Origin of the sequence: Corynebacterium gottingense (assembly GCF_003693265.1) — a bacterium.
GTDB classification, from domain to species: Bacteria; Actinomycetota; Actinomycetes; order Mycobacteriales; family Mycobacteriaceae; genus Corynebacterium; species Corynebacterium gottingense.
Genome location: NZ_RDRE01000005.1, coordinates 69016 through 89709, shown reverse-complemented (window position 1 = coordinate 89709; position 20694 = coordinate 69016). Strand labels below are relative to the sequence as shown.

Here is a 20694-nt window from a genome sequence, read left to right as displayed (position 1 = left end):
GCTTAGGGCATGCAAGTCCTGCGCGTGTTTAACAACAACGTCGTGCTCGCCCGCCGCGGCGACGAGCCGGTCGTGGTCACCGGCCGTGGCGTGGGCTTCAAGATCAAGCAGGGCGACGCGCTCGACGAGGCCAAGGTACAGCGCATCTTCGTGCCTATCGACGGCCGCGACCCCAACGACGCAGGCGAAATGATCGCAGGGCTACCGGCCCGGGCGGTCGACGATGCCGCGGCCGCCCTCGAAGAGATCGGTGTGAATCCACGGCTGACCCTGGTGACCGCCATCGCGGACCACATCGGCGGCGCCGCCGAGCGCGCGGAGGCGGGCACCACCGTGGAGTACCCGCTGCGCGCTGAGGTCACGCACCTCTACCCTGAGGAGGCGGCGCAGGGGGAGCGGCTGCTCGCCGCAATCAACCGGCGGCTCGACGCGCCGCTCCCGCCCGAGGAGGCGACGGCGCTCACCCTCCACCTGGTCAACGCGGGGTTCAACACCGGCGACTTGGCGCACACGTACCGCATGACGGGCGTGATCCAGCAGATGCTGGACGTGATTGGGGCTGAATGGGGTGAGGGGGTGGACGTGGCGTCGATAAGCACTGCCCGCTTCATCACGCATGCGAGGTACCTCTTCGTGCGGCTGGAGCGCGGGGCGCAGCTGGACCACGGGAATTCGCCGCTGACGCGCGAGCTGCTGCGCGCGTACCCCGCCGAGATGGAGGTAGCGCGGAAGGTCGCGCAGGTGGTTGAGCTGCGGTTCGGGCGCGAGCTGACTGACGACGAAGTCGCGTACCTGGGGCTTCACGTCGCCAGGCTGCAGGAGGCGCAGGCGGACGAGTAGTGTCGGGGGCGGACTAGCGAAAGGAATGACCATGACCAACCGCACTGTTCTCTACGGAATCGGAGTGTCCGCCGGCACCGCATCCGGCCCGCTTGCAGTTGTGAGGCCCGCCGTCGGCGTGGACGACAACGAGCCGGCCGCCGTCGAGGGCGACAGCGAGCGCGTCAAGGCGGCGCTGCAGGAGGTGGCGGAGTCCCTGAAGCAGCGCGCCGAGCATGCGAACTCCGCGACGTCGAAGCAGGTGCTGGAGGCGACCGCGACGCTGGCGACGGACCGTGGGCTGATCCGCGGCATCGAGAAGGAGCTGAAGAAGGGCACCGGCGTTACGCACGCGATCCACGACGCCGTCGAGGTCTATGCCGGGAAGCTGCGCAAGCTCGGCGGCTACATGGCGGAGCGCGTGACCGACCTGTACGACATCCGCGACCGTGCCACCGCGCGCGTGCGCGGCCTGCCGGAGCCGGGCGTGCCGGACTTCGCCGAGCCGTCGATCCTCGTCGCCCACGACCTCGCGCCCGCCGAGACTGCGACGCTCGACCCGGAGCGCGTGCTGGGCATCGTCACCGAGGGTGGCGGCGCGACCTCGCACACCGCGATCCTGGCCGCGCAGCTGGGCATCCCGGCGACCGTGCAGGTCAAGGGCATCCTTGGGGCGATTGACGACGCCACCCCGCTCGCCATCGACGGCGGCGTCGGCGAAGTCATCGTCGCCCCCTCCGACTCCGACGTGAACGAGCTGGAGGAGCGCTCCCGCCGCCGCGCGGAGGCGCTGGCCGGCTCGTCCGGCGAGGGCGCGACCCGCGACGGCTACAAGGTGAAGCTGCTGGCCAACATCGGTACCGCGGAGGACGCGGAGAAGGCCTCCAAGTTCGACCTGGAAGGCTCCGGCCTGTTCCGCACCGAGTTCCTGTTCCTGGACCGCGACTCAGCGCCGACCGTGGACGAGCAGACCGAGACCTACACCCGGGTGCTGCGTGCCTTTGGCAAGCGCCGCGTGGTCGTGCGCACCCTGGACGCGGGCGCGGACAAGCCGCTGAGCTTTGCCGACCTCGGCGAGGAAGAGAACCCGGCGCTGGGCCGCCGCGGGCTGCGCCTGTCCATGGTCCGCGAGGACCTGCTCAACGACCAGCTGCAGGCGCTGGCCAATGCCCACGCCAATGTGCCGGAGGCCGAGCTGTGGGTCATGGCGCCGATGGTCGCCACGGTGGAGGAGACCCAGTGGTTCTGCGACAAGGCCCGCGGTTACGGGCTGCCCAAGGTGGGCATCATGGTGGAGACCCCGGCGGCGGCGATCCGCGCCGGGCACGTGCTGAGCATTGCAGACTTCGCCTCCATCGGCACCAACGACCTGTCCCAGTACACGATGGCCGCCGACCGCATGCAGGGTGAGCTTGCGGAGCTGCTCAGTCCGTGGCAGCCGCCGGTGCTGAACATGATCAAGGCGACCGGCATGGGCGGCTACGCCACCGGCAAGACGGTCGGCGTGTGCGGCGAGGCCGGCGGCGACCCGCTGATGGCGCTCGTGCTTGTCGGCCTGGGCATCACCTCGCTGTCCATGGCCCCGACGAAGGTGAACGCGGTGCGCGCCGCGCTGCGCCTGCACGACATGGACACCTGCCGCCAGATGGCCAACTACGCTGTCGACGCCCCGACCGCGAAGGAAGCGCGCGAGAACGTGCTGAAGATCGCGGATCCGGTGCTCCGCGACCTGCTGTAACGCCTTCCGGGCATGCTTGCCCGCGCGCCAGAGTTGCTGGCGCGCGGGCTTTTGCGTTGGGGGGTCAGTCCGGCGGTTTGCGGCTGGGCGCGCGGGCGGTGTGGTCGGTGCCGGTGGGGGTGGCGTTTCCGTATGGCGAGACGTAATAGATCTGTCCGTCCCGCCGTTCGGTGTGGCCCCGGGCGCCGGTCGCGGCCTGCGAGTTGTGGTACTGGCACAACCAACCAAGGTTCGCGGGCGTGGTATCGCCGCCGTGGCGGTGTTCGCTCATGTGGTGCGCCTGGCAGCGTGTGGCTGGTACGGTGCAGTCTTTCCAGGTGCACGTGGTGGCGTCGGCAAGCATGATCTCGCGGTGTTTCGCCGAGGCAAAACGCGCGTTGTAGGCGTTGACTGGCCCGTCCATTGTGCCGATGAGGATGATGCTGCCAAGCTCATCGAGTTGCATGCGCACGAATTCTTCCCCGGTGGTGATCACCCCGTTGGCGAAGTGGACCTCAACGTCGTCACCCGTGCCGGCGATGATGCGCTGGTAGTCGCCGAGGTCCAGGTTGGCGGTAACGCGTACGAGGTAGTCCGCTTTGGGGCAGTCGTTTGCCAGCCAGCCGGTGATGTTGTTGTTTGCCGCGTCGTAGACGCCTTGGATGGCCAGGGCGGGCCCGGTGATGCGCAGGGTGGCCATGCCGTCGCCGTGGTGGGTCACGCGAACTTTTTCGGGGCGCGGGGGTGCGGGCTGGAGTTCGGCTTTCAGTTCGTTGGCAACGCGGGTGATGTGGGTTAAATCGCCGGGGGTGTTGCACAGGGTGTCGATGTAGGTCCAGCGGGCGGTGGTGTCGGTGATGGTGCGGGCGCTGCGGGCGATGTAGGCGAGGGTGTCCAGGCGGTGCTGGTTGGTTGCGGCGCCGGTGTGGGCGCGGCGTTGGTAGGCGGTGTGGCTGGTTGTGCCGCACAGTACGGTTGCGGCGGTGTGGAGTTGGCGGGCGCGGTCGCGTGGCAGGCCGAGTCCGGTGAGGTCCTCGAGGGTCATGCCAGCGGCCGCCGCGACAAGTTGCATGCCGCGGCGGTCGATGGATACGAGGTCTGCCAGTGCGTTCATGGCAGCCACGTTACCGGCCCTGAGCTGGGGAAACAATGGGTTGTGAGGATTCACCCATTTTCGGCCCGGGAGGGAACCGCGGGCCGGTTTGGTGCGTCTAAATAGGGTTGGGGGTTTGCGTGTTCGCCAGTGGCGAACACGGGATGGATTGGGGCTGTGGCGCGTTAGAGTAGGTGAAAACTCACGACAAGAAGGGGCACACCATGTTCGAGAGGTTTACGGACCGAGCACGGCGCGTGATCGTGCTGGCGCAGGAAGAAGCGCGCGAGCTCAACCACAATTACATGGGCACGGAGCACATCCTGCTCGGCCTGATTAAGGAAGGCGAGGGCGTCGCCGCGAAGGCGCTCGAGCAAATGGGCATCAATCTCGACGACGTGCGCCGCGAGGTCATCGAGATTATCGGCCATGGCTCGCAGCCCGTCTCCGGGCACATCCCGTTTACGCCGCGCGCCAAGAAGGTACTCGAGCTGTCGCTGCGCGAGGGCCTCCAGATGGGCCACAAGTACATCGGCACCGAGTTCCTGCTGCTCGGCTTGATCCGCGAGGGCGATGGCGTCGCCGCGCAGGTCTTGACCAAGCTTGGGGCAGACTTGCCGACGGTGCGCCAAACCGTCATCCAGCTGCTCTCCGGCTACGAGGGCGACAACCAGAACCCCGAGGTGCCGCAGGCGGGCCCCGGCCCGGTCGCATCCGGCCCCGGCCCGCGCGGCGGCAACCAGCAGGGCGAGCGCTCCAACTCGCTGGTGCTGGACCAGTTCGGCCGCAACCTCACCGCGGCCGCCAAGGAAGGCAAGCTGGACCCGGTCGTTGGCCGCGACAAGGAGATCGAGCGCATCATGCAGGTGCTCTCCCGCCGCACCAAGAACAACCCGGTGCTCATCGGCGAGCCCGGCGTGGGTAAGACGGCCGTGGTGGAGGGTCTGGCGCTGGACATTGCTAACGGCAAGGTCCCGGAGACGCTGAAGGACAAGCAGGTCTACTCGCTCGACCTCGGCTCGCTGGTGGCGGGTTCGCGCTACCGCGGTGACTTCGAGGAGCGCCTGAAGAAGGTGCTCAAGGAGATCAACCAGCGCGGCGACATCATCCTGTTCATCGACGAGATCCACACGCTCGTCGGCGCCGGTGCCGCCGAGGGCGCGATCGATGCGGCGTCGCTGCTCAAGCCGAAGCTGGCCCGTGGCGAGCTGCAGACCATCGGCGCGACCACGCTCGACGAATACCGCAAGCACATTGAGAAGGACGCGGCGCTCGAGCGTCGTTTCCAGCCCGTGCAGGTGGACGAGCCGAGCCTCGAGGACACCGTGAAGATCCTCAAGGGCCTGCGCGACCGCTACGAGGCGCACCACCGCGTGTCCTACACCGACGACGCGCTCAAGGCCGCCGCGAACCTGTCGGATCGCTACATCAACGACCGCTTCCTGCCGGATAAGGCCGTCGACCTGCTTGACGAGGCCGGCGCACGCATGCGCATCAAGCGCATGACCGCGCCCGAGGAGCTGCGCGAGGTGGACGACCGCATCGCGGAGGTCCGCAAGCAGAAGGAAGCGGCGATCGACGCCCAGGACTTTGAGAAGGCTGCCGGCCTGCGCGACACCGAGCGCAAGCTGGGCGAGGAGCGCGCGGAGAAGGAAAAGAAGTGGCGCTCCGACGACCTCGAGGACATCGCCGAGGTGGGCGAGGACCAGATCGCGGACGTGCTCGCGCACTGGACCGGCATCCCCGTGTTCAAGCTCACCGAGTCTGAGTCCTCGCGCCTGCTGCACATGGAGGCCGAGCTGCACAAGCGCATCATCGGCCAGGACGAGGCGGTCAAGGCCGTCTCGCGCTCCATCCGCCGCACCCGCGCGGGCCTGAAGGACCCGAAGCGCCCGTCCGGTTCGTTCATCTTCGCCGGCCCGTCCGGTGTGGGTAAGACTGAGCTGTCGAAGGCGCTGGCCGAGTTCCTCTTCGGCGACGACGACTCGCTGATCCAGGTGGATATGGGCGAGTTCCACGACCGCTTCACCGCCTCGCGCCTGTTCGGTGCGCCTCCGGGATACGTCGGTTACGAGGAGGGCGGCCAGCTCACGGAGAAGGTGCGTCGCAAGCCGTTTAGCGTCGTGCTGTTCGACGAGATCGAGAAGGCACACAAGGAGATCTACAACACGCTCCTGCAGGTGCTCGAGGAGGGCCACGTCACCGACGGCCAGGGCCGCGTCGTGGACTTCAAGAACACCGTGCTCATCTTCACATCCAACCTTGGTACCGGCGACATTTCGAAGCCGGTCGGCCTCGGCTTCACCGGCAACACCGCCACCGACGCCGACGCGCAGTACGACCGCATGAAGCACAAGGTCAACGACGAGCTGAAGAAGCACTTCCGCCCCGAGTTCCTCAACCGCATCGACGAGATCGTGGTCTTCCGCCAGCTGTCGCAGGAGGAGATCGTGCAGATGGTCGACCTGCTCATCAGCCGCGTCGACCTCAACCTCGCGGCGCAAGATATGGGCATCGAGCTTACCGACGCCGCGAAGAACCTCCTGGCCAAGCGCGGTTTCGACCCCGTCCTGGGCGCCCGTCCGCTGCGCCGCACCATTCAGCGCGAGGTCGAGGACGTGCTGTCCGAGAAGATCCTGTTCGGCGAGATCGGCGCCGGCGAGATCATCACCGTCGACGTCGACGGCGATGTCGAGGGGGACGAGAAGAACGCGAATTTCACCTTCACGCCGCGCCCGCGCCCGCTGCCGGCGGAGACCTTCGACGGCGCCGAGACTGCCGAGGGCGAGCCCGCCGATGAGGTCCGCGAGATCGACCCGTCCCGCGAGCAGCCGGAGTCTGAGGCGTCGCGCTTCCCCGATGAGTCGGGCGAGCACGGCACTGACGGCACTGACGGCACTGACGGCACCGAAGGAACCGACGGCAGCTCCGACGGCCGCGGCCCCGAGCCGGTCTAAGCCGGTCTAAGCCAGTCCGCGCAGGCTCGGCGCCAGCACGGAGCCGACGCCCGCAAGGACCGCGAGCACCGCCAAAATCGACGTCACCGCAACGCGGGTGGCGTCGATTTTTTTCGGCGGCATGTAGTCGGCGAGCCACGCCAGGGCGTCGCCGGCGTTGAGCACGATCGGGGCGGCGTGGCCCGCGACCGGCATGTTGGAGATGGGGTAGGAGCTCAAGCGGGTGAGGGCGTCGGCGTCGTCGAAAGGTGCGAGCGAGCTGCCGGAGGACAGCGGTGCCGTCTTCGTGCCGGGGACCGACAGGAGGCGGTACTCCACGTCGGAGCCGAGCGCCTCGTAGTCGCGCGCCAGCTGCGTGGCTTGCTGCTCGGGCACGAGGTCGTCATCCGGGTTGGTCATCACCATGATCGGCGCGCTGACGGGGACGGTGCCGAGTTTGTTGTGGTTGAGGGTGCGGATGAAGCGGTCGTCGGTGAGCACGAGCTCGGTGAGGGTCTCGCCGCCTACGAACAGGTCGCCGTGGGGGATCGGCGGGTCGGTGATGCAGGACTTCTCCAGCGCGGCGAACCAGCGGCGGCCCTCGTCGGTGAGGTGCTCCTCGAGCGCCTCGCGGAAGTCGGGGTAGGTCGACGCGTAGCTGATCGTGGAGTAGCCCACGACGGTTTCGAGCATCCCGGTGCTGCCCTGCTCCATCACGGCCAACGGGTCGGCGGGCGGTGCGCCGGCGAAGGTGGCGCGCACGTCGAGCTCGGGCGCGTAGTCGGCGACAAGCTCGGCGGCCGCGGCGGAGGCGCCCCCGCCCTGGGAGTAGCCCCAAAACGCGATGGCTTCGTCGTCGTGGGCGGTGGCGCGGGCGGCGTCGATAAGCGCGTGGCCCTGCTCGATCCGGTTGAGGTACGTGTGGGTGCCGGGGGTGCCGAGGCCGATGTAGTCGGTGACCACGACGCGGTAGCCGGCGTCGATGAGCGTGCCCACGATCGGCGCCTCGTAGTTGATGCCGATCGAGCCGTCCTTGATGGACGAGAGCATCGCCTCGCCCGCCGACGGCGCGCAGTGGTCCGCCATGCCGCGCGTGCCGGGGGCGACGGCGATGAGGCCGCGCGCGTTGGGCGTGTCGTAGAGCGCGCCGGAGACTTCGACGGTCTCGCCGGCCTCGTTCTGGGTGGTGTAGCGGATGCGCTGGCCGTCGCTGGCCGGCACGTCGGCGGTGCTCAGGAGTGTTCCGGGCGGTTCGCTTATCGACGCCCCCGCCACCGGACTCCCCGCGCACACCAGCGCCACCGCCGCGGCCGGAACGATGAATGTAGTGGTCTTCACCAGGCTGATGCTAGGCCAACATGAGCAGGCTGGCAGCCATTAACCCCATTCCGCCCATCATCCAGTAGACGGACGTGTGGTGGTGGCCGGTCTGGATCGCGCTGGGCATCAGCTTGTCGATGCTAATAAACACCATGATCCCCGCCACGGCGGCGTACGACAGCCCCATCGTCTGCGGGCCCATGAACGGGGCGATGAGAGCGAAGCCGACGAGCGCGCCGAGCGGCTCCGCCAGGCCGGACAGGGTGGCCCAGCCGGCGGCGCGCCACCGATTGCCGGTGCCGCGCGACAGGGGCACGGCAACGGCGACGCCCTCCGGGATGTTGTGCAGCGCGATGGCGATGGCGATCGGGACGGCGAGAACGGGGTCGGTGTAGGCGGCCATGAAGGTGGCGAAGCCCTCGGGGAAGTTGTGCAGCGCGATGGCGATGGCGGTAAGCACGCCCGCGCGGCGCAGCGCGCCGGTCGCGCCCGACGTCTCCGGCTCGTGCGGGTTGATGTCGTCGGGCACGAGCCGGTCGATGACGGCGATGAGGGCCACGCCCGCGAAGAACGCCGCGATCGCGGTCCAGCCGCTGCGCAGCGAGTCCATCGCCTCCGGCAGCAGCTCCACGAGCGAGATGTAGACCATGACGCCCGCAGAGAACCCAAGCGAGCCTGCGAGGAAGCGGTCGCCGATGTTTCCTTTCAGCGCGACGATGACGCCGCCGAGGCCCGTGGACAGGCCGGCGAGCATCGAGATGGCGAAGGCGGTTGCGAACATGGCTCGAATATAGCGCTACCGCGGCAGGCGGAAGCGACCGTCCTCGTCCTGCACCGCGAGCCCGTCGTCGAGCAGCGAGAAGAGGGCGCGGTGGGTTTGTGCGGGGTGGTGCCACGTGGCGTCGATAAGCGACTGCTCCACGGGCTCGGTCGATTCGCGCAGCAGGCGCATGATTTTGCCGCGCACCTGCCGGTCGGTGCCCGCGAACTTCTGCGAGCGCGGCTTCTCCGCGGCCGGCGGCTTCCCGGCGGCGAGCCACGCGCAGTCGACGACCGGGCATTCGCCGCAGCGCGGGTCGCGGGCGGTGCACACGAGCGCCCCGAGCTCCATGAGCGCGACCGACAGCCGCGGCCCGTGCGGGATCTCGGTGAGCTCGCGCTTCGACGGCTTCGCGGTCGCCTCGCCGCGCACCGCCCGCGCGTGCACGCGCCGCACGTTGGTGTCCACCACCGGCACGTCGCGCCCGTACGCGAAGTTGGCCACGGCGCCCGCGGTGTAGTCGCCGATGCCGGGCAGCGCGAGCAGCGCGTCCACGTCCGCCGGCACGTCGCCGCCATGCTTATCGACGATCACCCGCGCGCACTCCAGCAACCGCAGCGCCCGCCGCGGGTACCCCAGGTTGCCCCAGGCGCGCAGCACCTCGTCCGCCCCCGCCTGCGCGAAGGCGTCCGGGGTGGGCCAGCGCGCGATCCACTCCTGCCAAATCGGGGCGACGCGGTCGACCTGGGTTTGGTGGCTCATGACCTCGGAAAGCAGCACGCCCCAGGCGGTGGTGTCGGGGGCGCGCCACGGCAGGTCGCGCGCGTTGGCCTCGTACCAGGCGATTAAATGTTCATATTGCTTCGATTCATCCACGATGAGTGACAGAATAGGCACATGACTGAACAAACGACAGCCACCCCATCCACTCCGACCGACGTCTGGGCCGCGCTCAAGGAGGGCAACGAGCGCTTCGCCACCGACGAGACGCTGGCGCCGAACCGCGACACGGCCCGCCGCCAGTCGCTCACCGCGGGCCAGAACCCGGTCGCGGCCGTCATCGCCTGCTCCGACTCGCGCGTGCCGGTCGAGCTGCTGCTCGACGCCGGCTTCGGCGACGTCTTTGTCATCCGCAACGCAGGCGGCTGCATCGACTCCTCCGTCGCCGGCTCCGTCGACTTCGCGGTGCAGGACCTCGGCGTCTCGCTGGTCCTGTTCCTGTCGCACGAGCGTTGCGGCGCGGTCGGCGCCGCGATCCAGGGCGTGAACAGTGCGAAGCTGCCCACGGGCCTGACCCGCGTGTTCGTGGAAAAGATCGCTCCCTCCGTGCTGACGGCGCAGGCGGACGGCCCCGTGGATTCGTCGGAAATCGAGCGCACCCACGCGCGCGTCACCGCAACGCACCTCCTCGACCGGATCCCGTCGCTGCGCAAGGGCATTGACGACGGCACCGTGGGCCTGGTCGGCGCGCGCTACCGCCTGGAGGACGGCCGCGTCGAGACCGTGTACGAGAACTTCGGTGGCTAAGGTAAAGGCATGACTTACCAGCGCCCCACCGACCAGCGCCGACCAGCCCAGCGCCCGCCGAAGCGTCCGCTTCCGCCCGAGATCTACATGCGACGCCGCGTGGTCGTCCTCGTGGCGCTCCTGGTCCTCGTCGGGCTGATCGTGTGGGGCCTGTCCGCGGTGGCGCGCTCCGGCGGCGATGGTGCCGACACGGCGAGCAGCTCGGTCGAGGCGACCGCCAGCCCGAGCCCCAGCGAGGAGAAGCCGAAGGCGGAGCCGACCGAGACCGTCGCCGGTGAAGAATCCGGCACGAGCGCTGCCAGCTTTGCCAGCGAGACAGCGTCTTCCGAGCCGAGCGTCGCTGCCGCGCCCGCGAACCCGGGCGAGTGCTCGCTGAAGGACCTCCAGATTACGGCGACGACGAACCAGCCGTCCTACCCGGCGGGTACGGAGCCGGTGCTGTACATGGAGGTGCGCAACCCCACCGACGTGGACTGCAACATCAACCTCGACGAGGCGAAGCTGCGCTTCGAGGTGTACGCGATGGGCACCAACGAGCGCGTCTGGGCGGACACGGACTGCTACGAGCCCGTCGTCGGCGGGATGCAGACGTTCGCTCCGGGCGCGACCCGCGGGTTCGAGGCGCGCTGGTCCGCCACCGGGTCCGCGCCGGAGGCGTGCGAGAACCGCCAGCCGGTGCCGGCCGGGTCCTACTTCCTGCACGCCGTGATCGGCGACAACGCCTCCGACCCGGCGCCGTTTAACATCACTTAGCGGGGGAGACGGCGGCGATCGCCGCGCCGAGTGTGGACACCCGCGTGATGTCCATGCCGGGCGCGTCCGCGTCGCCGCCGGCGGGCACGATAGCACGCTCGTAGCCCAGCCGCGCCGCCTCCTGCAGGCGCCGCTGCAGGCTGGGGACGCGGCGCAGCTCGCCGGCGAGCCCGACCTCGCCGATCACCACCATCTTCGGCGGCAGGGGAGTCTCGTGCAGGCTCGACCAGGTGGCCAGTGCCACGGCCAGGTCGGTGGCGGTCTCGGTGATGCGCACCCCGCCGACGGTGGCCACGTAGGCGTCCTTGTCGTTGGTGCGCTGGCCGCAGCGCGCCTGCAGGACCGCGAGCACCATGGGCACCCGGTTGAAGTCCAGGCCGGTAACGACGCGCCGCGGGTTCTTATTCACGGGGTCGACGGTCAGCGCTTGGACCTCGGCGAGCATGGGGCGCACGCCGTCCATCGCCACCGTCACCGCGGACCCGTCTGGCGTCTTCCCCCGGTGCGAGAGGAACAAGCCGGACGGGTCTGGCACCTCCCGGATGCCGTCGGCGGTCTGCTCGAAGCAGCCGACCTCATCGGTTGCCCCGAACCGGTTCTTGATGCCGCGCAGCATGCGCAGCGTGGAGTGCCGGTCGCCCTCAAAGTTCAGTACCACGTCCACCAGGTGCTCCAGCACGCGCGGGCCGGCGACGTTGCCGTCCTTAGTCACGTGCCCCACCAGCAGGACGGGCAGGTTGGTCCGCTTTGCCAGGCTGGTCAGCGCGGCCGTCACCGCGCGCGATTGCGCCACCCCGCCCGCGACGCCTTCGACGCCGCTGGCCTGCATGGTTTGCACGGAGTCGACGATGAGCAGCGACGGCTTCACCTGCTCGACGTGCCCGAACACCACGTCTAGGTTGGATTCCGCCGCCAGGTAGAGGCTGTCGTGCAGGGCCCCGGTGCGCTCGGCGCGCCCCCGCACCTGGCCGGCCGATTCCTCGGCGGTGACGTACAGCGTGTTGCGCCCCTGGGCGGCCCAGCGCGACGCGACCTCCAGCAGGAGCGTGGACTTGCCCACGCCCGGCTCGCCGGCCATGAGGACCACGGAGCCGGGAACGACGCCGCTGCCCAGCACCCGGTCGAGCTCGGTGATGCCGGAGGCGATGGTGTGGGTCGACGTGGCGTCGATAAGCGTGATGGGCTCCGCTGAAGACGTGGGCGTCAGCGCGGAGCTGGTGGCGACGGGTGTTTGTTCCTGCAGGGTCCCCCACGACCCGCACTCGGGGCAGCGCCCGAGCCACTTCGGTGCAGTGTATCCACACTCGGTGCAGGTGTGGATGCTGCGCGGTTTTTTAGCGATCTGCCTCGCGCTCCACCTGGCCGGACTCCAGCAGCGGCGCGGACACGGTCGCGTCCACGGTCACGGAGCCGCTGTCAAAGTCGAACTCGACCGGCACGGTGCCGCCGTACGCGAAGTCGTCGTTGGCCACGGTGGTGGGCACGTACTGGATGCACGCGTCCTCGGACTGCGGCACGTTGGCCAGGCTCTCGGCGGCGTCAGCGACGAGCACGCAGTTGTACCCGATCGGCTCCGCGCCCTGGACGTTCGCCGGCGTGCCGTTGACCTTCACGGACCGCAGTGTGTGGTCCTTCATCGCGGTGTCCTGGTTGGTGGCGGTGAACTTCACCGCGGCCTGGCCGTTTTCCTGCAGGATGACGGTGGCGTCCTGGACGGAAACCTCCCGGTTGTCGGTGAAGGCGGTAGCGCCGTCGACGGCGGCGACCTGGTCGGAGGTCTGGGTGATCTGACCGGCGGAGCAGCCGGACAGTGCCAATGCGGACGCGGCCACCAGAGCGGCAACCGGCTTCAGGGACTTCACGTGGGTGTCCTCCATCGTAATAGTGCGCGTAGATTTCTCCGCCTTACCTTAGTCCCAGCTGTCCTAGTTTTCCCAGTTTCCCGGGCTGCCCCAGGGGAGCTGGGGCATCCGGGGGTAAACTTTCGGATCCTTTCACGGGCGCTTGCTTGACTACGCTCCCCGCCCCCTCCGCGAAGCAAGGCACCCGAAAGCTACGGTGGTAGGGTTGGTCAACGATGTCTGAAGGAGCTGCCATGGAATTCAAGGTCGGAGAAGTTGTGGTCTACCCGCACCACGGCGCGGCGAAGATCGCCGATATTGAACAGCGCGAGATCGGCGGGGAGAAGCTGGATTACCTCGTGCTGCAAATCCTCCAATCCGACCTGGAGGTCCGCGTGCCTGTGAAGAACACCGAGCTGGTCGGTGTGCGCGATGTGGTCAACGAGGAAGGCCTGCAGAAGGTCTTCTCCGTCCTGCGCGAGGAGGACGTGGAGGAGGCCGGCAACTGGTCCCGCCGCTACAAGGCGAACCAGGAGCGCCTCGCCTCGGGCGACATTAATAAGGTGGCGGAGGTCGTGCGCGATCTTTGGCGCCGTGACCAGGGCAAGGGCTTGTCCGCGGGCGAAAAGCGCATGCTGGGCAAGGCGCGCCACATCCTGGTCGGCGAGCTCGCGCTGGCTGAGCCGGTGGATGAGAAGAAGGTCGCGGAGCTGGAGCAGGGCATCCAGAAGATCATCGACGAGCAGGTCAAGGCCGGCATCTCCTTCGCCCCGGAGCCGGAGGATGCCGAGGAGGACGACCTGGATTACGGGGACCTGTCCTTCGACGACGAGAAGTAGCGCCGTGTCGCGCCGGGTCGTCGCGGTCGTCGCGGCCGCGGGTCAGGGCACGCGCCTGGGGGCGGCGGTGCCGAAAGCGTACGTGCCGCTGCGCGGCCGCAGCCTGATCGAGCGCTCCGTCACCGCGCTGGAGACCGCCGAGATCGTCGACGCGATCTACGTCGTGGTCAGCCCGTCGATGGAGGACGTGGCCAGGCGCGCGCTGCGCGGCCACGAGGTGCGCTTTGTCCACGGCGGCGCAGAGCGCGCCGACTCCATCTTCGCGGCGCTGCGGGCCATTCCGCTTGACGACGCCTGCGTGCTCGTCCACGACGCCGCCCGCGCCCTCACCCCGCCGGGGATGATCGCGCGCGTGGCGCGCCGCGTGCTGGACGGCGCGGACGCGGTCGTTCCGGTCCTCCCGGTCGCGGACACGATCAAGGAGGTCGACGCCGCCGGCGCCGTGGTCGCCACCCCGGACCGCTCGCGTCTGCGGGCGGTCCAGACACCGCAGGGCTTCGACCTGCGCGCACTCCGCGCGGCCAACGAGGCCTACTTCGGTGGTACCCAGTCCTTCGTGGCTACTGACGACGCCTCGCTGATGGAATGGTTCGGCGTGGACGTCGTCACCGTGCAGGGCGACCCGATGGCGTTCAAGATCACCACCCCGATCGATCTGCGCCTGGCCACGAGCATCACCGACGAGGCCGAGCCCACCGTCTTTGAGATTCCGGGCGACTCGCCGTCGCCCCGGTAAGGTGGCGAGCATGACACACCAGATGACCAAGCTGCGCGTGGGCAACGCGTTCGACGCCCACCAGATCCAGGAGGGCAAGCCGTGCTGGATCGCGGGAATCCTGCACGAGGGGGTCGACGGCTGCGAGGGGCACTCCGACGGCGACGTGGTCGCGCACGCGATCGTGGACGCGGTGCTCTCGGCCGCGGGCCTGGGGGACTTGGGTTCCTTCGTGGGCGTGGGGTGCCCGGAGTACGACGGCGTGAAGGGCACCGAGCTGCTCACGGAGTTGCGCGAGTTGCTGGGGCGGGAAGGGGTGAGCGTCGTGAATGCTTCTGCCCAGCTCATCGGGCAGAGCCCGAAGATGGGCCCGGTGCGCGAGCAGGCGGAGCGGGTGCTGAGTGAGGCGCTCGGCGCGCCCGTATCCGTGTCGGCGACGACGACAGACCGCATGGGCTTTACCGGCGCGGGCCAGGGGAGGGCGGCGATTGCGACGGCGCTGGTTGAACTAAGCTAGCTGGCGTGACTCAACGCATCTTCGATACCAAAACCCGCACGCTGCAAGACTTCACGCCCCTCCGCGAAGGGCACGTCTCGATCTACCTGTGTGGCGCGACTCCGCAGTCCGCGCCGCATATCGGGCACTTGCGCTCCGGTGTGGCCTTTGACATCGTGCGGCGCTGGTTTGCGGCGAAGGGCATGGACGTGGCGTTCGCGCGCAACGTCACCGATATTGATGACAAGATCCTGAACAAGGCCGCCGAACACGGCCGCCCCTGGTGGGAGTGGGTGTCCACCTACGAGCGCGAGTTCACCCGCGCCTACAACACGCTTTGCGTTTTGCCGCCGTCGGTGGAGCCGCGCGCCACGGGCCACGTGACGCAGATGGTGGAGTACATGCAGCGGCTCATTGACCGCGGCTTCGCCTACGCCTCCGACGGGTCCGTGTACTTCGACGTGGACGCCTGGGTCGCCGCCGACGGCTCCGATTACGGCTCGCTGTCCGGAAACCGGCCGGAGGACATGGCGCGCAGCGAGACGGGCGCCGGTAAGCGCGGCCCGCTCGATTTCGCGCTGTGGAAAGCGGCGAAGCCGGGCGAGCCGAGCTGGCCGACCCCGTGGGGCGACGGCCGCCCGGGCTGGCACCTGGAGTGCTCGGCGATGTCCACCTGGTACCTGGGCGCCGAGTTTGACATCCACGGTGGCGGGCTTGACCTGCAGTTCCCGCACCACGAGAACGAGCAGGCGCAGTCCCACGCCGCGGGCGACGGCTTCGCACAGTTCTGGATGCACAACCACTGGGTGACCATGGCCGGCGAGAAGATGTCGAAGTCGCTGGGCAACGTGCTCTCCATCGACAACATGCTCGAGTCGGTCCGCCCGGTCGAGCTGCGCTACTACCTCGGCAGCGCGCACTACCGCAGCGTGCTCGAGTACTCGCCAGAGGCCCTGCAGGAGGCGGCCGCCGGGTACCGCCGCATCGAGGACTTCGTGCACCGCGCGGGCTCGCCCGAGCCGTCGGCCTGGACCGCCGCGTTCGAGCAGGCGCTTAACGACGATTTCTCCGTCCCCAAAGCACTCGCCGAAATCCACAACACGGTCCGGGCTGGCAACAGCGCGCTCGCGTCCGGCGACGCCGAGCAGGCGTCCGCGCTGGCGGCGCAGGTGCGCGCGATGGCCGCCGTGTTGGGCGTTGACCCGGTGGCGTGGGACAATGCTGGCGGAAACGCAGGCGGCGACACCGACCGGACGCTCGAGGCCCTGGACACGCTTGTGCAGGCGGAGCTTCAGCGTCGGACGGAGGCGCGCGCCGCGAAGAACTGGGCGGTTGCAGACGAGGTGCGCGACCGCCTCGCCGCCGCGGGCATCGAGGTCACCGACACCGCCGACGGCCCCACCTGGCAGATCAAGGAGTAGGAGACGAGATGGCAAAGCCGTACCAGCGTCCGGATAAGCAGAAGACGAGCAAGAAGGGCGCCACGAAGGGCTCGGGCGGCCAGCGCCGCCGCGGCCTGCGCGGCAAGGGCGCGACGCCGAAGGCGGAGGACCGCGTCTACCACGCGGCCCACAAGCGCAAGCAGGCGCAGCAGCGCCGCAACCAGGGGCGCCACGAGCGCGAGGTGGCGGACATGGTGGTGGGGCGCAACCCGGTCATCGAGTGCCTGCACGCCAAGGTGCCGGCCGAGGCGCTCTACGTGGCGCAGGGCACTGGCCACGACAACCGGCTGAGCGAGGCGGTGGCACTGTCGCAGTCGCGCGGGATCCCGGTCGCCGAGGTGCCGAAGCGCACCCTGGACGAGATGACCGGCAACGGTATGCACCAGGGCATCGGCCTGAAGATCCAGCCGTACAAGTACGCCGACGTCTTCGACCTGATGGGCCAGGTGCAGGGCAACGGCATGTTCGTGGTGCTGGACAACATCACGGACCCGCGCAACCTTGGCGCGGTGATCCGCTCCGTGGCGGCGTTCGGCGGCGACGGCGTGATCATCCCGGAGCGCCGCTCCGCCCAGGTCACGGGCGTGGCCTGGCGCACCTCCGCCGGCACCGCGGCGCGCCTGCCGGTGGCGAAGGCGACCAACCTCACCCGCACCATCAAGGAGTTCAAGGACAACGGCTACATGGTCGTCGGCCTGGACGCCGGCGGCGAGCACACGCTGGACACCTTCGACGGCGCCTGCGACCCGGTGGTCATCGTCGTCGGTTCCGAGGGCAAGGGGATCTCCCGCCTGGTGCGCGAGAACTGCGACGTGATCATGTCCATCCCCACCGCGGACTGGGTGGAATCGCTCAACGCCTCGGTCGCGGCGTCGGTAGTGCTCAGCGAGTTTGCCCGCCAGCGCCGCGCGGCGAAGTAGGGGGCGCACTTTAACCTCCAGTTGACGTGAGGCCGTAAGAACACTAGCATTATGCCCAATCGTTCAGCCCGCCTTAAGAGTTATTCTTAAGTGTGGGCTGGATCTTTATCAACGTATTGGGGGAGCGTTGAGCGCCAGATCATTGAAGCCGGCTGCCACAGTGGAGCAGCAAATTGCCATCCTCAAAGCCAGAAACATGTTGGTGGACGAGGAACTTGCAAGTCAGTGGTTGCAGTTCGTTGGATACTACCGGTTGAGCGCGTATTGGTACCCTGCTCGCGAAATTGCTGGTGATGGGCAATCGCGCACTGACAATTTCTTGCCAGGTACCAAGTTTTCCGACGCAGTGCACCTCTATGAGGCTGATCGAAAATTGAGAACGCTCGTTCACGACGGGATGGAACGCATCGAAATCGCGGTGAGGGCTCTTGTTACAGACACAATATGTCTCGAACCCCTCAACGATCCTCGCGCTTATCTCGACGCTGATAGATTTCGCCCGTCGTTTCATCATGTTGCGTGGCTATCCACCATCTACAGGCGAGTGAACCGCGAGTATGGCCGAAGTGAACCGCTCAAGCACTATTCCGAGAAATACGGGAAAAAGTTTCCTTTATGGGTTGTGGCGGAGTCGATGGACTTTCGAGACGTGTCACAACTGTTCAGTGGGCTCAAATCCGAGGAGCAGTTCAAAATCGCAGAACGAATGGGAATCGCAATCCAGTATGATCAACTGAGCCGCAATCAGCAGAGAAGTGTGTTGCGGCGTCATCCTTGGGCAAGCTGGTTAGAGCAGCTGACTGTCATAAGGAACACATGCGCCCATCACGGACGGCTATGGAACAAATCCTTTACGCCAGCGTCCACTACAGCCGTCCGGACTGATGCTGCATTCGCGGCACTGCCGCCGGGACAGAGCGAACGTATCTTTGGTGCTTTAGTGATGATGTCTCATGTCCTGCGAACAGTATGTCCAGGGACTACGTGGCCGGACAAGGTAGCAACACTTCTCGAGGACTCCTTCCTGGATAACCCCATGGTCAAGCGATTCAGCCTCGGGATACCCGAAGGATGGGACTGCGCAGATTTGTAAAAGCGCGACAAGTGCTAATTGCGAACCTGAATCCGCCGCGCCTGCACCGCTCCGATCCCTCGGCAGACCACGTAAATGCCAAAGGACACGAACGCGACGAGCACGCTGACCGGCAGGCCTGGCGCGAGCGAGAGGATGAAGCCGCCGACGGCGGACACCTCGGCGAACACGACCGAGAGCAGGACCGCCAGCTTCGGGTTCGCGGTGACCGCGACGGCGCTCGCGCCGGGCGTGATGAGCAGCGCCATGACGAGCAGGACGCCGACGATCTGCACGCTGTTCGCCGCAGCCAGCCCGACCAGGATGGCAAAGACGGTGGCCATGGTGCGCACGCGTACGCCGGTCGCGGCGGCCATGACCGGGTCGATCGAGGAGAACAGCAGCGGGCGCCACAGCGCCACCACCGCAGCCACCACGATGACGGTGGTGACGGCCAGTGCCCAGACGCTCGTCTGCGCCACCCCAACCACCTGGCCGGTGAGCAGGGACATCGCGATGCTGGAGTTACCTGGGTAGAGGTAGATGCACAGCACGGAGATGCCCATGCCAAAGCTCATGACCACGCCGACGGCGGAGTCGTTGCCGCCCTTGAAGCCGAGCAGCGCGAGCGCGATGGCGGCGGCGATGGAGCCGAGCACGGCCCCGAGCGACAGGTTGAGGCCGAGGACCAGGGCCGCGGCGGCGCCCATGAGCGCGAGCTCGGAGGTGGCGTGCACAGCAAACGACATCTGCCGCATCACGATCAAGGGCGCGAGCACCCCGGAGAGCACGCCGAGGAAGGCGCACGCCACCAGGGCGGTGATGACGAAGTCCTGCGAGAGCAGGTACATGGTGGTGTCCCACATCAGATGATCACTGTCTTTCCTCCGGCGCGGACGACTTGGACGGGCGCGCCGTAGAGCTCGGAGAGGACGTCGGATTGGAGGACCTCGTCGGCGGTGCCCACAACGTGGCCGTTGGGGCCAATGTAGAGGACCTTGTCGACGACGTCGATGACCGGGTCGATGGAGTGGGTGACCATGGCGACCGCGGCGCCCGATTCCTGGAAGCGGGCGAGGGTCTGGCGCTGGCGCGCCACGTCCAGGGACAGGAAGGGCTCGTCGGCGAGGATGATCTCGGGGTCCTGCGCGAAGGCCTGGGCCTGGCGGACGAGTTGTTGCTGGCCGCCGGAGAGGCGGCCGACGTGGGCGTCGATAAGCGAAGAAGCCCCGACGTGGGCGAGCAACTGCTCGGGGTTGCCTCCGGCGAGCGAGACGAGGTCGCGCACGCGCGCCGGGAGGTGAGCGGGGAACATCTGCTGCTGCGGGATGTAGCCCACGCGACCGCCGAGTGTGATCGAGCCGGCGTCGAGACGCTGCGTGCCGAGCGCGGCGCGCAGGAGCGTCGACTTGCCCGAGCCGTTCGGGCCGAGGATGGCGAGGAATTCGCCGGCGGCGAGGTCACACGTGATGTCGCGCCACAGCGGCGCGACGGTGGCGCTACGCAGCTGCAGCATTGAGCTGGTCAAGGACTTCCTGGAAGTAGTCGAAGAAGTTCTTGCCGTCCTGCGGGGTCTCGGTGATGTCCACGACCGGCACGCCGGCCTCCTTCGCCGCTGCGACGAGGCGCTCGGAGACGGCTTTGGGGGACTGGGAGTTGTTGATCAGGATGTCAGCGTCCTTGATCGCCTCGAGCGCCTCGGCCACGGCGGCCGCGGACGGCTCGGAGTGGTTGAGCGTGGCGTGGCGGTAGGACTCGGGGGTGGCGTCGACCAGCGCGGACTCCTCCACGATGGCGTCGGCGATCGGGTGGGTCTGGATCACGTGCGCCTCGGGCAGCGCGGCGAGCGACTCGTCGATGCCGGACAGCTTGTCGTCGATCGGGTTGCCGCCGATCTGCTCCGCCACGTCGCGGATGGCCTCGGTGGAGTACCAGATGTGCTCGTTCTCCTCGCCGTGCGCGTGGTCGTGGCCTTCCTCGCCGTGCTCATGCTCGTGATCGTGGTCGTGCGCCTCGGTCGGCTCGAGCGCGGTGATGAGGTTGCCCTTCGCGGCGTTGTAAAGGGCCGCGTCGTAGGCGCCGCCGTTAGCCACGACGGTCTTGGCCTGCGCGATCTCCGCCAGGTCGGCGGCGGTCGGCTCGTAGTCGTGGGGGTCGGTCGACGGGTTGTCGATGATCGCCGGCACCTCGTCACCAGTTACGGCGGAGGCCACGTCGGCCCACACCTGGGTGGTGGCCACCATGGCGGCTGCGTCGGCGCCTTCGTCGGAGGCGCCCGTGGTGGCGTCCCCGGAGCTTTCGGAGCCCTGCGTGCCGCAGGCGGTGAGGGTGAGTGTGAGCGCAAACGCGGTTGCGGCGAGTCGTTTCATCATGGCAGCCATCCAACCAGTAATGAAAAAGCTTTTCAAAGAAATGCGGCCTGAGATTGCGCAAAAGGTGCAGGT

The 20694-nt window shown here is 68.0% G+C and carries 20 protein-coding genes; 11 read left to right on the top strand and 9 right to left on the bottom strand.

All coding sequences use genetic code 11. The features are described from left to right. Positions 1-9: 9 nt before the first annotated feature. Positions 10-840: a PRD domain-containing protein gene (locus EAW56_RS04735; protein ID WP_122085367.1), complete on the top strand. Its 831-nt coding sequence runs from the start codon at positions 10-12 to the stop codon at positions 838-840. Positions 841-871: 31 nt separating this feature from the next. Continuing rightward, positions 872-2557 carry a phosphoenolpyruvate--protein phosphotransferase gene (gene ptsP / locus EAW56_RS04730; protein WP_122085366.1) on the top strand — a complete coding sequence of 562 codons (1686 nt, stop codon included), beginning with the start codon at positions 872-874 and terminating at the stop codon, positions 2555-2557. A 64-nt stretch (positions 2558-2621) separates the two neighbouring features. Here the strand turns inward: ptsP and EAW56_RS04725 are convergent, their stop codons facing one another. Continuing rightward, positions 2622-3650 (bottom strand): HNH endonuclease signature motif containing protein, encoded by a 1029-nt coding sequence (locus tag EAW56_RS04725; RefSeq protein WP_122085364.1) that lies wholly within the window; start codon positions 3648-3650, stop codon positions 2622-2624. Positions 3651-3853: 203 nt separating this feature from the next. Here EAW56_RS04725 and EAW56_RS04720 point away from each other — a divergent pair, with 203 nt between their 5' ends. Further along, complete coding sequence (locus EAW56_RS04720) at positions 3854-6586, top strand: ATP-dependent Clp protease ATP-binding subunit (protein WP_122085362.1); 2733 nt, start codon at positions 3854-3856, stop codon at positions 6584-6586. 6 nt (positions 6587-6592) lie between these two features. Here EAW56_RS04720 and EAW56_RS04715 read toward each other — a convergent pair whose 3' ends face one another. From EAW56_RS04715 to EAW56_RS04705, 3 genes are read right to left on the bottom strand one after another with little or no spacing between them, the layout of a single operon-like run. Further along, positions 6593-7903 (bottom strand): lipase family protein, encoded by a 1311-nt coding sequence (locus EAW56_RS04715; protein WP_147453253.1) that lies wholly within the window; start codon positions 7901-7903, stop codon positions 6593-6595. A 10-nt stretch (positions 7904-7913) separates the two neighbouring features. Further along, on the bottom strand, positions 7914-8666 hold the full coding sequence (zupT, locus tag EAW56_RS04710; RefSeq protein WP_095546711.1) for a zinc transporter ZupT: 753 nt from the start codon (positions 8664-8666) through the stop codon (positions 7914-7916). Between the two features lie 15 nt (positions 8667-8681). Then, the gene (locus EAW56_RS04705) at positions 8682-9521 is read right to left on the bottom strand and encodes an HhH-GPD family protein (protein WP_244213353.1); all 840 of its coding nucleotides are present in this window, start codon (positions 9519-9521) and stop codon (positions 8682-8684) included. Between the two features lie 21 nt (positions 9522-9542). Here EAW56_RS04705 and EAW56_RS04700 point away from each other — a divergent pair, with 21 nt between their 5' ends. Both EAW56_RS04700 and EAW56_RS04695 read left to right on the top strand, forming a co-directional pair. Further along, the gene (locus EAW56_RS04700; protein WP_095536284.1) at positions 9543-10172 is read left to right on the top strand and encodes a carbonic anhydrase; all 630 of its coding nucleotides are present in this window, start codon (positions 9543-9545) and stop codon (positions 10170-10172) included. Between the two features lie 9 nt (positions 10173-10181). Next, entirely contained in the window at positions 10182-10925 is a 744-nt protein-coding gene (locus tag EAW56_RS04695; RefSeq protein ID WP_208636485.1) for a hypothetical protein, read from the top strand. Here the strand turns inward: EAW56_RS04695 and radA are convergent. Further along, complete coding sequence (gene radA / locus EAW56_RS04690; RefSeq protein ID WP_122085355.1) at positions 10918-12267, bottom strand: DNA repair protein RadA; 1350 nt, start codon at positions 12265-12267, stop codon at positions 10918-10920. The two genes, EAW56_RS04695 and radA, sit on opposite strands and share 8 nt — an antisense overlap. Continuing rightward, complete coding sequence (locus EAW56_RS04685) at positions 12260-12802, bottom strand: hypothetical protein (RefSeq protein WP_095536281.1); 543 nt, start codon at positions 12800-12802, stop codon at positions 12260-12262. Before EAW56_RS04685 ends, radA begins: the two co-directional genes overlap by 8 nt. Before the next feature lie 218 nt (positions 12803-13020). Here EAW56_RS04685 and EAW56_RS04680 point away from each other — a divergent pair, with 218 nt between their 5' ends. The 6 genes from EAW56_RS04680 to EAW56_RS04655 all read left to right on the top strand — a co-directional run bounded on the left by EAW56_RS04680 (position 13021) and on the right by EAW56_RS04655 (position 18271). Further along, positions 13021-13605, top strand: a complete 585-nt coding sequence (locus tag EAW56_RS04680; protein ID WP_095278725.1) for a CarD family transcriptional regulator — start codon at positions 13021-13023, stop codon at positions 13603-13605. Positions 13606-13609: 4 nt separating this feature from the next. Continuing rightward, entirely contained in the window at positions 13610-14341 is a 732-nt protein-coding gene (gene ispD / locus EAW56_RS04675; protein WP_122085353.1) for a 2-C-methyl-D-erythritol 4-phosphate cytidylyltransferase, read from the top strand. Between the two features lie 10 nt (positions 14342-14351). Next, the gene (gene ispF, locus EAW56_RS04670; RefSeq protein WP_122085351.1) at positions 14352-14837 is read left to right on the top strand and encodes a 2-C-methyl-D-erythritol 2,4-cyclodiphosphate synthase; all 486 of its coding nucleotides are present in this window, start codon (positions 14352-14354) and stop codon (positions 14835-14837) included. A gap of 5 nt (positions 14838-14842) precedes the next feature. Beyond that, on the top strand, positions 14843-16237 hold the full coding sequence (cysS, locus tag EAW56_RS04665) for a cysteine--tRNA ligase (RefSeq protein ID WP_095547786.1): 1395 nt from the start codon (positions 14843-14845) through the stop codon (positions 16235-16237). A gap of 8 nt (positions 16238-16245) precedes the next feature. Further along, positions 16246-17178, top strand: coding sequence for a 23S rRNA (guanosine(2251)-2'-O)-methyltransferase RlmB (gene rlmB / locus EAW56_RS04660; protein WP_095536277.1), 933 nt, complete (start codon positions 16246-16248; stop codon positions 17176-17178). Between the two features lie 160 nt (positions 17179-17338). After that, positions 17339-18271, top strand: a complete 933-nt coding sequence (locus EAW56_RS04655) for an Abi family protein (protein WP_244213352.1) — start codon at positions 17339-17341, stop codon at positions 18269-18271. Positions 18272-18285: 14 nt separating this feature from the next. On the opposite strand, the gene EAW56_RS04650 is transcribed toward EAW56_RS04655, so the two are convergent. Genes EAW56_RS04650 through EAW56_RS04640 form a run of 3 tightly spaced genes read right to left on the bottom strand, consistent with a single transcriptional unit; the run spans position 18286 to position 20622 of the window. Continuing rightward, positions 18286-19116: a metal ABC transporter permease gene (locus EAW56_RS04650; RefSeq protein ID WP_122085349.1), complete on the bottom strand. Its 831-nt coding sequence runs from the start codon at positions 19114-19116 to the stop codon at positions 18286-18288. Continuing rightward, positions 19116-19766, bottom strand: a complete 651-nt coding sequence (locus EAW56_RS04645) for a metal ABC transporter ATP-binding protein (RefSeq protein ID WP_122085347.1) — start codon at positions 19764-19766, stop codon at positions 19116-19118. The genes EAW56_RS04650 and EAW56_RS04645 overlap by 1 nt, the downstream gene beginning before the upstream one ends. After that, positions 19750-20622, bottom strand: coding sequence for a metal ABC transporter solute-binding protein, Zn/Mn family (locus EAW56_RS04640; RefSeq protein ID WP_244213351.1), 873 nt, complete (start codon positions 20620-20622; stop codon positions 19750-19752). The genes EAW56_RS04645 and EAW56_RS04640 overlap by 17 nt, the downstream gene beginning before the upstream one ends. Positions 20623-20694: the final 72 nt, after the last annotated feature.